This is a genomic window from Nocardiopsis rhodophaea (assembly GCF_039530945.1).
GTDB lineage: Bacteria > Actinomycetota > Actinomycetes > Streptosporangiales > Streptosporangiaceae > Nocardiopsis_C > Nocardiopsis_C rhodophaea.
Window position 1 is genome coordinate 123,922 of the sequence record NZ_BAAAPC010000013.1, and the last position, 14,686, is coordinate 138,607.

The following is a 14,686-nucleotide window of genomic DNA, read 5'->3' on the forward strand; positions in this document are numbered from 1 at the left end:
CCGCGACGGAGTGGATCCCGGCCAAGGGCCCGCCGTCGAGACCCGCCCAGATGGGCAGCCTCTCCGTGCTCGCCCCGCCGCGCTCGAACGAATGGCAGGTCACAGGCGGCACCACGATGCGCCCGGAGTGGATCAGCGTCCCCTCTCACCCGGCCACCGCCGGGATGACGGAGCGGGGGCGGTCCGCTCCGACCGAAAGTCCCTGTTCCATTTCGGCCGCGGCGTGGCACGATGGCACCCCCCTGAACGTGACCGAATGGGAGCCCCCGCGTGCCCGACATCGCGCTCGTGCCACAGCCCGTCGAACTCACCGCGGGCCAGGAGGACGGCTTGACGCTGACCACCGCCACCCGCATCAGCGCCGCCCCCGAGCTATGGGACACGGAGGCCTGGCTGCGCGCCGAGGTCGGCGCGGCGACGGGGCTTCCCCTGCCACCCGGGGACGACGACGCGGGAATCCGGCTCCGCGTGGACCCCGCGGCGGGTCTCGGGGCGGAGGGCTACCAGCTGACCATCGACGGCGCTGGTGCGCTGATCGTCGGACACGACCCCGCCGGCGTCTTCTACGGCGCGCAGACACTGCGCCAGCTACTGCCGCCGGCGGCCTACCGCCGCGCCGCAACGCCATCGGCCGACTGGACGCTTCCCGCCGTGCGCGTCACCGACCGGCCGAGGTTCGGCTGGCGCGGCTGCATGCTCGACGTCGCCCGGCACTTCCTGCCCAAGCACGACCTGCTGCGCTTCATCGACCTGCTGGCCCTGCACAAGATCAACGTGCTGCACCTGCACCTCACCGACGACCAGGGGTGGCGGATCGAGATCCGGCGCTACCCACGGCTGACCGAGATCGGCGCGTGGCGGCGGGAGAGCCAGGTCGGCCACGCGCGGCCGGCCGTCTTCGACGGCCGCCCCCACGGCGGCTTCTACACCCAAGACGACATCCGGGAGATCGTGGCCTACGCGGCGGCCCGGCACATCACGGTCGTCCCCGAGATCGACATCCCCGGCCACTCGCGGGCCGCCATCGCCGCCTACCCCGAACTGGGCGAGGGCGCGCCGGTCGAGGTCGGACGCGAATGGGGCATCGACGAGACCGTCCTCGACGTCACCGACACCGTGCTCGACTTCTACCGGGCCGTCTTCGACGAGGTTATGGAGCTGTTCCCGAGCACCTATATCTGCGTCGGCGGCGACGAGTGCCCGAAGGCCCAGTGGAAGGCGAGCGCCACCGCCCAGCTGCGCATCGTCGAGGAGGGCCTGGCCGACGAGAACGAACTGCAGAGCTGGTTCGTCCGCCAGTTCGACGCCTACTTCGCCGAGCGCGGGCGCCGCCTGCTCGGCTGGGACGAGATCCTTCAGGGCGGCCTGGCGCCGGGCGCCACGGTGGCGTCCTGGCGCGGCACCGAGGGTGGGATCGCGGCGGCGCGGGCCGGCCACGACGTGGTGATGTGCCCGACCCGGACCTCCTATCTGGACTACCGCCAGTCGGCCTCCGCCGCCGAGCCGATCCCGGTGGGGACGGTGCTGACCGTCGCCGACGTCTACGCCGCCGAGCCCGTGCCCCCGGAGCTGGCCGACACCGGGGCCGAGCACGTGCTGGGGGCGCAGGTCAACGTCTGGACCGAGAACATGGACTCGCCGCGCACGGTGGACTTCATGGCATTTCCCCGCCTGTCGGCGTTCGCGGAGGTGGCGTGGTCCTCCGCCGAGCGCGACTTCGCGGAGTTCCTGCCCCGGCTGCGCGCCCACCTCGCCCGGTTGGACGCCATCGGCGTGGAGTACCGCCCACTGGACGGACCGCACCCCTGGCAGCAGCGTCCCGGCGTGCCGGGGTGGGGGTGAGGCGAGCGGGCGCCCGGAGGTCCGCGACACGGCGTCCCGAACCGCGGGACCACCCGAGACCATCTAGAAATACGTCGTCAGCACATCGACCACGGTGTGGTCGTCGTCGACCACCGGGATGAAACGCCAGCGGTCGAAGGCCGTGCAGGGGTGGGAGATCCCGAACATCACCAGGTCGCCGGGCTCGATCCGGAAACCGTCGGGAAGGCGGAGGTAGGCGTGGTGGTCGTTGAGCTTGGTGACCTCGATCGCCGCGGCGTCCTGCTCCCGCCCGTCGGCGCGCCGCACGACCTTCGGGACGGGGAGCCCGGCGTCGAAGTTGGCCTCGCGCTTGCCGAGGGCCGCGATGGCCAGGCCCTCCTCGGGGGCGGAGGAGATCTGCGCCCAGATCTCCAGCGCAGCGCTCAGCGGGCCGTCCGCGCCGCCGATTCTGCGGAATGGCGTCGTGTCCCGGTAGAGCCCGTCGTCGTGGGCGACGTAGGCGCCGCTGCGCAGGATCGGCCACACGTCGTCGCGGCCGCCCAGTTCTTCCGCCACGACGTCGAACCAGGCGCTCCCGCCCACCGACACGATGGGCCGCTCACCGGTGAGGCCCTCCTCCCCCATCCGCCAGGCGTCGGCGACCAGGGCGCGCACCAGCTCTCCGACGTCCTCGCGGGTCTCCAGTCCGCCCTCGTAGGCGGCGACACCGGCCACTTCCAGGCCGGGCGTGGCATGGATGGTCCTGGCCACCGCCATCATCTCCGCGCGCTCGCGGCAACCGGTCCGGCCGCCGGGGAAACCGCGTTCCACGAGCACGCGCAACGGGCGCCCGCTCGGGCGTCCGGCCACCGCCTCGGCAGCGCGGTGGTATCCGGGGTTGGAGCGGTCGATGTAGTAGAGGAAGTCGAAGTCGGGGTCGCGGTCCAGCTCGGCGACGATCCATCCGAGCGCGGTCGGGTCGAGGAGTTCGTTGGCCAGCAGCACCCGGGGGACGCCGAACCGCCGGTAGGCCAGCACCTGGTTGGCGGTGGCGGCGGTGAGGCCCCAGGCCCCGGCGTCGAACTGCGCCTGGAAGAGCTGGGGCGCCATGGTGGTCTTGCCGTGCGGGGCGAAGCTGAGGCCGTGCTCACGGGCGAAGTCGGCGAGGGCCGCGATGTTGCCCTCCAGCGCCGATCGCCGCGCCGCCATCACCGGCCAGGTGAAGGACCCGTCGAACAGGTGGGGGCGCCGGGCCGCGAAGTCCCCCGTGGGGATCGCGGGGCCGTGCCACCAGAACCCTTTGGCCCGCCAGTCGATGCGCTCCTCGGGGATGTCCAACCGAACGTGTTCCACGGCCCACTCCATCGTCGTGCCCTGTGCTGCCGCCCCTATTCCAGCAGTAGGGCGGCCCCGGACGCCGCACGGGCTCCGGGAACCGCCGCGGGGTCGGGCGCGAGGCGTCTCACGCGTCAGGGCAGTACCGGCGCGGACTTCCGCTCTTCGGCGGACCGCTCGCCGCCGATGACGTCGGCCAGGACATCGGGGCGGTCGGAGATGATGCCGTCGACGCCCATCCGGATCGCCCGGCGCATCTCGTCGCGCTCGTTGAGCGTGTAGGGCACCACGTGCATGCCGGCGGCGTGCACTTCGCGCACGTAGGCGGCGTCGATCGTCGTGTGGTTGGGGTTGATCATGTCGGCCCACGACCGGTACCTGTCGATCTCGCCCTCGTCGACCCGGCCGAGGATGCCGTGCGGGACCTGGTTCAACAGCCTCTTCGACCGCTTGGCGCTGTCCCGGTCGAAGCTCTGGATGACCAGCCGGTTCGCGCTCTTGCGACCGGTCGGGATCAGCCAGTACGGGTTGTCCCGCAGGGTCCGCGCGATATCGTCCTCGATGCCGGGGTAGAGCACCGGCGCCTTGATCTCCAGTAGCAGGTTGCGCCGGTAGTAGGCCAGCAGGTCCAGCGCCTCCTCCAGGGTGGGGACCTCCGCCCCGGCGTACCGTGAGCCGAACCAGGAACCGGCGTCGAGCCGCTTGATCTCGCTCAGAGTGAAGTCGCGGACGTTGTAGGGCGCACGCCCCGGAAAGCGCTTCTCCACGTCGGTCGTACGGCTCAGGGTGGTGTCGTGGATGACCACGAGGTGGCCGTCCTTGCTGCGCTGGACGTCGATCTCGACCGCCGTGGCGCCGAGATCGGCGGCCACATCAATGGCGGCGAGGGTGTTTTCCGGGGCGTAGGCGGACGCTCCCCGGTGGGCGACGTCGAGCACCCTGCGCTGTGCTCTTTCCCGGGTCGAGGGATCGGGGTCGGTGAGCGCGGCAGCGGTGCCACCGCCCGTGGCCAGCGCCAGCATCGTGGCGACGCTGACGATTCCGAGCCGTCGGAGCATGCCATTCCCTTCGCAAGTACCGGTTCACTGACCGCCTCCAGACTGTTCGCGCCTGGTTGCCGACAGGTGTCGGGCAGGCGAGCCCCTGGTGCCGTCGCCAGGAACACCCCCGGGTGTATCGGTATCTAGGTGGTAAACCCGCGACACGAACCACTCATTGTGAGCATTTGGACACGCGATGTGCGACTTTTGATAGTGGTTACATGTTCACAAACACAGTGTTTCCCAGTTAGGACACTATGTAGTCAAACGAGAGGTCGAAGCATGCGCAAGCACCACAAGAGGTGGATCGCGCTCGCAGGTGCCACAACCACCTCCCTGACCGCTTTCGGCGTCCTGGGAGGAGCCGTGGCGCTCGCCGCCGAAACGCCGCAGCCGGACCCGCGGGTCTTCGAGCAGACGGGCTCGCACTACGCGCTCGACGGGTTCGAGATCACCTACCTGCCGCCAGGGCTGAAGCGGTACGGGATCCGCGCGCAGACCTCGACCAAACCCACGGAACGCGTCTCCTTCATCTCCTGGATCCAGGACGCCGACGCGGTCTACGGCCACGTCGGCGTCATCCGCAACGACTCCCTCAAGACCCTCGACGACCTGCGCAGATCCAGGTATCGCCACCTGAACGACGACACGCTGGAGACGATCGACAACGACGGGCGCGCCGCCTATCTGTCGGAGGAGACCGGCAACCTCTTCTGGGTCGAGGAACCCGGTGTGGCCGTGGCGACCTACCTGCGCCCGGACCTGTGGAACCGCGAAGAGCTGACCAAGCTCGGCGCCGGCGTGCGCAAGCAGAAGTTCTCAGTCCCCGAATCGGTGCAGAACGCGCTGATAAACCTAACCGACCTGCACAAGCAGCACCCCGACACGGTCGACCAGCCCAAGCACACCCAGCCGCCCGCATCGCCGGGGGCGGGTGAGCAGCAGCCGGACGCCGAGACGCCCGAAGCCTCACCGTCTCACGGCGCCCCGGACAGCCCCGCGGTTGGGGATCCTGGGAACGGTTCCGCCGACGGCGCGGCCCCCGAGGACGAGGGCCAGACCGCGTCCGGCGGCGACACACCGGTGGCCAAGCCCGGAATGCCCCTGCCCGACGACCAGGAGAGCAGCGCCCCGGCCCTGCCACCCGGCATCACCGCCGAGAGGGTCACGGCCTGCCTCGCCCGGGATCTACTCGACGCGAAGGACGTCGACGCCACCAAGATCGGCAAGGTCGACCGGGCGACCTTCGCCAAGATCTGGCGCAACGCCAACAGGACCGAGCGCTCCCGAGCGGTCACCGACTGCGCCGAACGGCTCAACGCCGAGCGGTCGGCCCCCGAACCGGACTCCCTCGACGAACTCATCGAGGCCATCTGGGCCCTCGTCGAAGAGATCCTCGCCGACCTCGATGACATGGGAGATTCGGACGGGTCCGAAATGACCGAAATCACCACGACCGAGATCACCACAGTCACCACGTTCGACAAGCCGAGCCCGCGCAACCTCCAGTTGAGTACGGCCAACGGCTTTCCGTGGATCGTGCCGAAACTGACGATCGGCGGAAAGAACTGAACGTCGCGCAGAGACGGCCATGGGGGATCCGCACAGGCGGTCCCCCTTTTTTTCCGTCACGTCCCGTGCTTTCCCGGCTAGTGGCTGGCGGGCCGCACCGTTCCGGTGACCTCGCCCAGGCAGATGGACCCGCCGCCCATCCCCGTCGCGGTCGCCGAGATCGTGACCGTGTCCCCGTCCTCAAGGAAGGCGCGGGTGGACCCGTCCGACAGTGTCAGCGGCTCCTTGCCGCCCCAGGTCAGTTCCAACAGTGAGCCCCGCTGGCCGGACTCCTCGCCCGAGATGGTTCCCGAGGCGTAGAGGTCGCCGGTGCGCAGGGACGCGCCGTTGCACGTCATGTGCGCCAGCATCTGGTCGGGGGTCCAGTACATCGCCGCGTACGGCGGCCGGGAGACGACCTCCCCGTTCAGTTCCACCTGGAGCGCGAGGTCGAGCCCCCAGTCGGCGGTGCGCTTGAGGTAGGGCAGCGGCTCCGGATCCTGCTCGCGCCCGGCGAAGCGGGCCGCTCCCAGGGCGTCCAGCGGCACCACCCACGGCGAGACCGACGTGGCGAACGACTTGCCGAGGAACGGGCCGAGCGGGACGTACTCCCAGGCCTGGATGTCCCGCGCGCTCCAGTCGTTGACCAGCACCACGCCGAAGACGTGCTCGGCGAAGTCGCCAACCGGCACACTGCGGCCCATCGGGGTTCCCGCCCCCACGACGAAGCCCAGCTCCGCCTCGATGTCCAGGCGCGCGCTGGGAGCGAACACCGGCGCCTCGCCTCCGGGCTCGCGTCGCTGCCCCGTGGGCCGGACGATGCCCGTCCCAGACGGCACCACCGTCCCCGATCGCCCGTGGTAGCCCACCGGCAGGTGCTTCCAGTTGGGCTTGAGGGGCGCGTCGTCGGGCCGGAAGATCCGGCCCACGTTGGACGCGTGCTCGATCGAGCAGTAGAAGTCGACGTAGTCGGCGACCTCGAAGGGCATCCGCAGCTCGACCTCGGAGAGCGGGATCAGGTGCGGCTCGGCCGCCTGGCGCCCGTCCTCCGAGCCGAGCATCCCGCACAGCTTGGTGCGGACCGCCAGCCACGTCACCGGGCCGCGCGCCATGAACGGGTTCAGAGAGGAGGCGAAGAACTCCGGTTCGCCGAGGAGCCCGGCGAGATCGAGGACATACTCGCCCACCCGCACGCCGACCCGCGGTGCGGCCCCGCCGCGCGAGAACACCCCGTAGGGCAGGTTGTCGGCTCCGAACCCGGACGCGTCAGCTCCGGGTACCCACGTTGTCGTCACCTCAGGACCTCCGAGAAGGGACGGTTGTTCGCCATGGGGGCGCAGGATCGCCCTCGTGACCGATAGAACCTAAAGAGCGCGTCGCGAGGATGAGGCACGCGCGACCTCCTTGCCGTTGGTGTCGGCCGGGCCAGTTCCACCCCGGCCGGTGATGACCGGGCCGGGCTCGGCCCTTTCACCGAACTCCCGACCGGCCTGGCGCGGGATCGCCCCCGCTTCAGCCGGGGGAGGTTTTCACGTTGCTCCTTGTTTCGGTGCCGCGGCGCGCCGAGGCACTCGGCCGGCTCATATTTCCCAGGAGCCCAGCAGGCCCAGCCGTCCGGCGTCGCGCACGGGGTCGCCGGTGCTGCACGAGCCGTACCCGACGAACAGCTCCCGGGCCCGCGCGGCGGCGGTCGGGTCCAGCCGGATGATGCCCTGGGCCAGCGCTTCCGCGTCCCGTTCGGCGAGGACGGACCGCACCTCCGCGCTGCCGCCGCCGTCGGCCGCGACGGCGGCGGCCAGGAGAAGGTTGAGGTACCCGTGGTGGGTGAACCTCGTCTTCGGGTCGGTGTACCGGGCGGCGTGGTGCAGTCCGGCCGTCGCCTTGAACGGTACGTCGTTGTCGCGGCAGGCGGCGATGAAGTCGTCGAGCTCGGGGATGCTCGGGAACAGGTCCGCGCGCACCCCGCCGCAGCGGACCTTGGCCCCCAGCGGGCGCGCCCCGGCGAGAACGGCCACGGCGTCCAGCCAGCCGGGGCCGCGCTTCGGCTCGAAGTAGACCGTGCGGACCCGGCCGCCGATCTCCCCACGCCGCAGCAGATCAGCCGCCCCGCGGATATCGGCGGCGTCCGCCGGGATCTCGCAGTGCGTGACCCGGATCCGCGGATCGGGGTCGGGCAGCCTCCCGGCCACACCCGCCTCGGGCGCGAGGATGAGCCCGACGTCCATCCGCTCGCCGTGCTCGGCGGTGTCCGCGTCCCCGCCCCCGGCCGGTCGCCCGCGGCCTCCCGGCCACCCGATGTCGGTGAGCCGCTGGCGCAGTTCGTCCCAGCGGTGGGCCGGGCACAGAAAGCGGTGGGTCAGCATGGGGTGGGCGACGATCCGGTCGGAGCGGTGCCGCTCGACGGCCTGCGCCATGGGCAGGGCCGTGGGAGGGAACAGGCCGGCGTCGTCGACCAGCCCGCGCAGCAGGGTCTGCGCCGCCGTCTCCGTCGTCCCCGTCGGGCCCGTCGTCACCGCGCCCACGTCCAGGCGTAGCCGGGGTCCTCGGCCTCCCGTCCGGCCGGGCCGATGTCGAGCGGCCGGAAGGTGTCGACCATGACCGCCATCTCGCTGGTCTCGCGCGCGCCGATGGCCGCCTCGACGGCGCCGGGCTGCGGCCCGTGGGTGAACCCGGCCGGGTGCAGTGAGATGGAGCCGATGTCGATGCCCGAACCCTTGCGCGCCGCGTAGTCTCCGGCGACGTAGTACATGAACTCGTCGCTGTCGACGTTGTGGTGGTTGTAGGGGATGGGCACGGCGTCGTCGTGGAAGTCCAGCGGGCGCGGGCAGAACGAGCACACCACGAAGTTGGGGCCCTCGAAGGTCTGGTGGACGGGCGGCGGCGCGTGCGTCTTCTTCACGATCGGTTCGAAGTCGCGGATGTTGAAGGCGTACGGGTACAGGTAACCGTCCCATCCGACGACGTCGAACGGGTGGTGGGCGAAGGTCATCCGGGTCAGCCCGCCCCGCGTGCGCACGAGGACGGGGGTGGCGGCCTGGGCCTCGGGTCCGTCGACCACCGTGGGCCCGTCCGGGCCACGCAGGTCGCGTTCGCAGTAGGGCGCGTGCTCCAGGAACTGCCCGTAGTTGGACAGGTAGCGCTTGGGGGGACGGATGTGTCCGGAGGCCTCGATCACCAGGGCGGTGACGGTGCCGTCGGGCACCCAGCGGTGAATCGTCCCGGTCGGGACGGTGACGTAGTCGCCCTCCCCGGCCTCGATCACACCGTAGGTGGACTCGAAGCGCACCGAACCGGACTGCACGTAGACGGTCTCGTCACCCACGGAGTTGCGGTAGAGCCCGCTGGGGGCGTCGGTGCGCGCGAAGCTGAGGCGCACGTCGCTGTTTCCGGCGAGCAGCCGCCGCCCCTCGACCAGGTCACCTCCGGTCTTGAGGTCCTGGGTGCGGAAGTGTCGCGGCGCCAGCGGCATGTTCGGCGTCGTGTCCCCCATGTCGGCCGGGACGTCCACAGGTTCGGACGCGACGATGGCAGTGGGCAGGAAACGGTGGTACAGCAGGGAGGAGTCGGAGGAGAACCCCTCCTCGCCCATCAGTTCCTCGTAGTAGATGCCCCCGTCGGGCGTGCGGAAGACGGTGTGGCGCTTGCGGGGAACCTCACCGACCGCGCGGTAGTACGGCATCGTGAGTTCCTTTCCTTGTCGGTGTCCGCGCCGGTCCCGGCGCGGGGACGTGGTCACGGCTGGATGAGAGCGGGCGATTCCTCGCCGCAGGCGCGGCGGACGGCGGCGAGCACCCCGTCCGCGGCCTCGGCGTGGTCGGAGGCGTCGGTATCGAGGACGGCACACAAGTGGGCATCGGGCCGGACCACGTGCACCGTCCCCGCGGTACACCGCAGGGACGCGGCGAGCGCGCCGTCGATGTCGATGTCCTCCAGGGCGTGGGCGGTCACCTCCACCGGAAGCTCGGCGGCGGCGTCGGCCAGGGCGCGGGCGCGGTCCGCGCGGGCGGTGATCAGCGTGAATCCGGGGCCGAGGAGTCGGCGCAGGCGGGTGACGGCCGTCCGGCCCGGGACCCGGGCGGGACCGTCGGGGCAGATCACGCCCGGGACGGGGGGACGCGGCTGCCCGGCCTCGGTCGGGATGGGTTCCTCGATGGCGGGCGGGGTGGTCAGCGGTGACGCCGGGTACCAGAACGGCTCGGCGAGCTTGCCGGAGTCGATGCGGGCGCGGGCGGCGCGATCGGTGACGGCGCGCTCCAGGGTCTCGCGGCGGCGCCGGGTGTCGGCTTCGCCGTGGGGCACCAGGAAGCGCATCGTGTCGCCGGTGACGCGCAGGTTCTCCTGTGCGGCGGCCCAGCGCTCCGCGTGGTAGCTGCGGAGCAGTGTCTCGGCGGCCTCGGGTGCGGCGGTGCGGGCGTAGGCCAGCTTCCAGCCGAGGTTCTCCGCGTCGTGCACGCCGCTGTTGAGCCCGCGCGCGCCGAACGGAGCGTACAGGTGGGCGGCGTCTCCGGCGAGGAACACCCGGCCCTCGCGGAACGACTCCGCGCAGCGCTCGTGGAACCGGTACACCGACGACCACACGATCTCGTAGGGCTGGTCGCCGACGATCTTGCGGATGCGGGTGTCCAGGGCCCCGCTGGCGCGTTCGTCCTCGATGTCGTAGCTGTCGGGGACCTGCCAGTCGATGCGCCAGGTGGAGTCGGGGCACTGGTGGACCAGGACCTGGCGGCCGGGGTTCCACTCGGGGTCGAAGAAGAACCGGCGCTCGTTGGGGAAGGGCAGGTCGGCGCGGATGTCGCAGATGAGGAACCGGTCGGCGAAGGACTCGCCGGGGAAGCCGACGCCGAGCAGGTGCCGGACGGTGCTGTGGGGGCCGTCCGCGCCGATCAGGTGGGAGCCGCGCGCGGTGAAGGGACCGGAGGGGGTGTCGGCGGTGGCGGTGACGCCGTCGGCGTCCTGGCGCACGCCGGTGACCCGGTGCCGGTAACGGATGTCGATCAGCGGTTCGGCGTCGGCGCGCCGCAGCAGCTCCTGCTCGACGCGGGCCTGGGAGATGTTGATCCACGGCGGCAGGTGGACCTCGCCGCTCATGGCGGGGAAGGTCACCGTGCGCACCTCGTGGTGCCGGTAGTAGGTACGCGCGGTGGTCCAGGTGACGCCCTCGTCGAGCAGGGGGGCGGCGGCGCCTACCCGGTCGAAGGCGTCCAGGACGTCGCGCTGGAAGCAGATGGCTTTGGATCCGGCCCTGCGAAAATAGTCGTCGTCGCGCTCCGCCTCGGCCTCCAGCACCAGTGAGGGGACGCCGAAGCGGGCGAGGGTCAGTGCGGCGCACAGCCCCACGGGGCCGGCCCCGGCGATGAGCACCGGTGGGACCGCGCCCTTGGACGCGCTCCGGGCTCCCCTGCGGTCGCCGGTGGCGGGTTGGTGCGGGGGGCCGTCATCCGGCGCCGCCGGAGACGGGACAATGGGCGTCATGGTTGCTCCTGGTTGATCCGACTGAGGAGTGCCGCGCCTACGGGGTCCCGCTTCTTCTCCTACCCCGGGTCGGACCGCCATCCGCCCGGTCGGAGCCGCGTGTTCCCGCCGGCGCCTTCCCCGCGGCCGGTCCGCCAACCGGCCGCGGGGCTTGGTCGTCGTGGGGGCGGGTTGTGGCTGTCGCTGTCTGGTTCCTTTCCCCGCGTCAGTCCTGCAGTCGCGCCCACACCTCGCGGTCGCGCTCCGCGGTCCAGATGGTGGGCCGCTCCACGCCCTCGTACTCCTCCCACAGTCGCGCGACGTCGAAGGGGAGGCAATGCTCGAAGATCGGCCACGCGCCGAACTTCGGGGCGAGCGCGGTGTGGGCGGCCTCGAAGGCCTCCTTGAGGGTGCCGCCGCGCTTGTGGACCGCGCCGACCTGCTCGCGCATGGTGTCGAGGAACCCGCGCGTCTGATCGACGGCGGCCGCGCACGCGTCGGCGCCCCTGGCCACGGCCCCGCGCCCGCCGATCAGGGCTTCGGCGCCGAAGGCGGCCACGCGGTCGAGCGTTCCGGTCGCCCAGTCGTGGTGGAAGGCGTCGCCGGTGTAGAGGGCGGCCTGGGCCTCGACGAGGTCGCCGGTGAACAGGATCTTGTGCTTGGGCAGCCAGGCGACGATGTCGCCCTCGGTGTGGCCGCGCCCGCAGTACTGCAGCACCAGGTCGCCGCGGTCGCCGCCGAGGTCGATGGTGAAGCGGTCGGTGAAGGTCGCGGTGGGCCAGGTGAGGCCGGGGATGGAGTCGGGTTCGGCGAACAGGCGGGGCATCCGGCCGTACTCGCTGGCCCAGTCCTGCTCGCCGCGCTCGGCGATGAGGGCGCGGGTGTTCTCGTGCGCGACGATGACATCGGCGTCGAACGCGCTCGCGCCGAGCACCCGGACCGCGTGGTAGTGCGAGAGCACCAGGTAGCGGATGGGCTTGTCGGTGTGCTCGCGGAGCTTCGTGAGCCAGGCGCGGGCGGCGACGGGGGTCGCCAGCGCCTCGAAGCAGACGAGGAAGTCCTCTCCCTCGATGGCGCCGACGTTGGGGTCGCCCTCCGCCGTGAGCGCGTAGACGCCGTCGGCGAGGACCTCCAGGGTCTGCTGCTTCTCCTCCAGGTCCGCGGAGCTCGCGAACGGCTTGGCCATGCGACCGCACTCCTTGTGATCGATTATCGAACTTTGTGTTCCTATTTAGAGTCAGCGTACGTGTGACCCGCACCACCGACAAGAGGGCGGACTGAGGTTTTCCTACCCGCCCGCATCCGCGAAGGCGAAGCTCTCCCGAGAACCTTCGCGTTTTTCCGATGGCATTCCCAGGTGCTCTCCCGCCCGGACCTCCACAATCACGACAGAAAAGTGAATGCATGAACTCTCAACCTCAATCACCATTCCTCCCTGGAATTCGGACGGGTAGCCTTGCCGCACCACGTCACACGTCGGCGCGAGAGACCGGGACGCAACGCACCCGAGCCGTCGAGACACACCACGCCCCTCCGGCGGCCACGGCACACGGAAGGCGATCGCATGCCCGACTTCACCACCCGGCCCGAACTCCGCGGCGACTTCGGCATGGTGTCCTCCACCCACTGGCTGGCCAGCGCGACCGGGATGTCGGTGCTGGAACGCGGTGGCAACGCCTTCGACGCCGCCGTGGCAGCGGGCTTCACCCTCCAGGTGGTCGAGCCGCACCTCAACGGCCCCGGCGGCGAAGTCCCGATCCTGTTCCACCCGGCGGGCGGCGCCCCCACGGTGCTGTGCGGCCAGGGCCCGGCACCGGCCGCCGCAACACCCGCGGCGTTCGACGGCCTCGACCGGATCCCCGGTAGCGGGGTACTCCCGGCCTGCGTTCCCGGGGCCTTCGACGCGTGGATGCTGCTGCTTCGCGACCACGGCACGCTCGGCCCGCGCGACGTGCTCACCTACGCCATCGGCTACGCCAGCCGCGGCTACCCGGTCCTGCCCCAGATCGCCGCCAAGATCGACGAGGTCCGCGAGGTGTTCGCCCGCTGGTGGCCCGGGTCGGCCGCGCTCTACCTCCGCGACGGCCGGGCACCCCGCGCCGGATCGTTCCTCGCCAACCCCGTCCTCGCCGCCACCTACCAGCGCGTCGCGGAGGAGTCCGAGCGCGCCGCGCGCACACGTGAGGGGCGCATCGACTCCGCCCGCCGGATCTGGCGGGAGGGGTTCGTCGCCGAGGAGATCGTCTCCGCCTTGGCCGATGCCGTGCCGGACCCGACCGGCACCCGCCACCGCGCCCTGCTCGACGGCGACGACCTGGCCGCCTGGCGCGCCACCTACGAGGACCCGGTCACTACCGACTACGCCGGCCACACCGTGCACAAGACCGGACCGTGGGGGCAGGGCCCGGTGTTCCTCCAGCAGCTCCGGCTCGCCGAGGCTCTGGGCACCGGCGCCATGGACGTGCTCGGCGCCGAGTTCGCGCACGCCGTCACCGAGGCCGGAAAGCTCGCCTTCGCCGACCGCGAGGCCTGGTACACCGACCCCGCCTGGGCCGACGTCCCGCTCGACGACCTGCTCGGTACCGCCTACGCCGAACGGCGGGCCGCGCTGGTCGGTGCCGAGGCATCCGTCGAGCTGCGGCCCGGATCCCCCGGAGGGCGCACGCCCTTCGTCCCCGCACCGCGCATAGCCACCGCGGCCAGATTCGATGGCCCCGGAGCGGAACCCACCGCCCACCGCACCGGAGAACCCCTAGGAGAGGAGGTGAACGGGCGGGTGACCACCATCGCGGACGCGTCAGCCGCGGCCCTCGACGACCTGGAGCGCCGACCGGGTCCGCGCGCCTCGACCGACCAGCGCGGCGACACCTGCCACCTGGACGTCGTGGACCGCCACGGCAACATGGTCGCGGCGACACCGAGCGGCGGCTGGCTCGCGGGGTCCCCCGTCATCGCCCGCCTCGGGTTCCCGCTCGGCACCCGCGGCCAGATGTTCTGGCTGGACCCCCGCTCGCCCGGGGTCGTCGCGCCGCGCAAGCGGCCCCGCACCACGCTCTCCCCCACCCTGGTCACGCGAGGCGGAGAGCCGGTACTGGCGTTCGGCACGCCCGGCGGCGACCAGCAGGACCAGTGGTCGTTCACCTTCTATCTGCGCCTGCTGCACGGCGGGATGAACCTGCAGGAGGCGATCGACGCTCCGATGTTCCACGGCAACTCCTTCCCCTCCTCCTTCCACCCGCGGGAGATGGCCCCCGGGGAGCTGGTCGTGGAGTCCAGGGCCGGGCAACGGGTCATCGACGAACTGCGCGCCCGGGGCCACCGCGTCGTCGTGTCGTCCCCCTGGTCACTGGGGCGGTTGGCCGCCGTCGCCCGCGATCCCGCCACCGGGGTGCTGCGCGCCGCCGCCAACCCGCGCGGCAACCAGGGCTACGCGGCGGGGCGCTGAGCTGCCCAACGGCGGCTCGCGGGTGCGTTATGCCACTATGGGGCACATCTTCAGGCGGGCG

At 71.5% G+C, this 14,686-nt stretch carries 10 protein-coding genes; 3 read left to right on the forward strand and 7 right to left on the reverse strand.

The window, feature by feature from the left end:
- The first annotated feature begins 270 nt into the window (after positions 1 to 270).
- Entirely contained in the window at positions 271 to 1,842 is a 1,572-nt protein-coding gene (locus ABD259_RS15825) for a beta-N-acetylhexosaminidase (protein WP_344104784.1), read from the forward strand.
- Between the two features lie 63 nt (positions 1,843 to 1,905).
- Here the strand turns inward: ABD259_RS15825 and ABD259_RS15830 are convergent, their stop codons facing one another.
- Entirely contained in the window at positions 1,906 to 3,168 is a 1,263-nt protein-coding gene (locus tag ABD259_RS15830) for a type III PLP-dependent enzyme domain-containing protein (protein ID WP_344104787.1), read from the reverse strand.
- A gap of 104 nt (positions 3,169 to 3,272) precedes the next feature.
- Positions 3,273 to 4,196 (reverse strand): glycerophosphodiester phosphodiesterase, encoded by a 924-nt coding sequence (locus tag ABD259_RS15835; protein WP_344104789.1) that lies wholly within the window; start codon positions 4,194 to 4,196, stop codon positions 3,273 to 3,275.
- Positions 4,197 to 4,460: 264 nt separating this feature from the next.
- Here ABD259_RS15835 and ABD259_RS15840 point away from each other — a divergent pair, with 264 nt between their 5' ends.
- A complete protein-coding gene (locus tag ABD259_RS15840; RefSeq protein ID WP_344104792.1) occupies positions 4,461 to 5,750 on the forward strand; it encodes a hypothetical protein in 1,290 nt (429 codons plus the stop codon).
- 77 nt (positions 5,751 to 5,827) lie between these two features.
- Here ABD259_RS15840 and fahA read toward each other — a convergent pair whose 3' ends face one another.
- The 5 genes from fahA to ABD259_RS15865 all read right to left on the reverse strand — a co-directional run bounded on the left by fahA (position 5,828) and on the right by ABD259_RS15865 (position 12,366).
- A complete protein-coding gene (gene fahA / locus ABD259_RS15845) occupies positions 5,828 to 7,024 on the reverse strand; it encodes a fumarylacetoacetase (protein ID WP_344104794.1) in 1,197 nt (398 codons plus the stop codon).
- A gap of 285 nt (positions 7,025 to 7,309) precedes the next feature.
- Entirely contained in the window at positions 7,310 to 8,242 is a 933-nt protein-coding gene (locus tag ABD259_RS15850; RefSeq protein ID WP_344104796.1) for a hypothetical protein, read from the reverse strand.
- Complete coding sequence (locus ABD259_RS15855; protein ID WP_344104798.1) at positions 8,239 to 9,408, reverse strand: homogentisate 1,2-dioxygenase; 1,170 nt, start codon at positions 9,406 to 9,408, stop codon at positions 8,239 to 8,241. The genes ABD259_RS15850 and ABD259_RS15855 overlap by 4 nt, the downstream gene beginning before the upstream one ends.
- A gap of 53 nt (positions 9,409 to 9,461) precedes the next feature.
- Positions 9,462 to 11,201, reverse strand: a complete 1,740-nt coding sequence (locus ABD259_RS15860) for an FAD-dependent monooxygenase (RefSeq protein WP_344104801.1) — start codon at positions 11,199 to 11,201, stop codon at positions 9,462 to 9,464.
- Between the two features lie 205 nt (positions 11,202 to 11,406).
- Complete coding sequence (locus ABD259_RS15865) at positions 11,407 to 12,366, reverse strand: MBL fold metallo-hydrolase (RefSeq protein WP_344104802.1); 960 nt, start codon at positions 12,364 to 12,366, stop codon at positions 11,407 to 11,409.
- A gap of 378 nt (positions 12,367 to 12,744) precedes the next feature.
- Here ABD259_RS15865 and ABD259_RS15870 point away from each other — a divergent pair, with 378 nt between their 5' ends.
- Positions 12,745 to 14,625, forward strand: coding sequence for a gamma-glutamyltransferase family protein (locus ABD259_RS15870; protein ID WP_344104804.1), 1,881 nt, complete (start codon positions 12,745 to 12,747; stop codon positions 14,623 to 14,625).
- The last annotated feature ends 61 nt before the right edge of the window (positions 14,626 to 14,686 follow it).

Excerpts from the sequence above, each read along its gene's own strand:
- ABD259_RS15830 (WP_344104787.1), bottom strand. The coding sequence starts at position 3,168 with ATGGAGTGGGCCGTGGAACACGTTCGGTTGGACATCCCCGAGGAGCGC.
- ABD259_RS15835 (WP_344104789.1), bottom strand. The coding sequence starts at position 4,196 with ATGCTCCGACGGCTCGGAATCGTCAGCGTCGCCACGATGCTGGCGCTG.
- ABD259_RS15840 (WP_344104792.1), top strand. The coding sequence starts at position 4,461 with ATGCGCAAGCACCACAAGAGGTGGATCGCGCTCGCAGGTGCCACAACC.
- ABD259_RS15855 (WP_344104798.1), bottom strand. The coding sequence starts at position 9,408 with ATGCCGTACTACCGCGCGGTCGGTGAGGTTCCCCGCAAGCGCCACACC.
- ABD259_RS15860 (WP_344104801.1), bottom strand. The coding sequence starts at position 11,201 with ATGACGCCCATTGTCCCGTCTCCGGCGGCGCCGGATGACGGCCCCCCG.
- ABD259_RS15865 (WP_344104802.1), bottom strand. The coding sequence starts at position 12,366 with ATGGCCAAGCCGTTCGCGAGCTCCGCGGACCTGGAGGAGAAGCAGCAG.
- ABD259_RS15870 (WP_344104804.1), top strand. The coding sequence starts at position 12,745 with ATGCCCGACTTCACCACCCGGCCCGAACTCCGCGGCGACTTCGGCATG.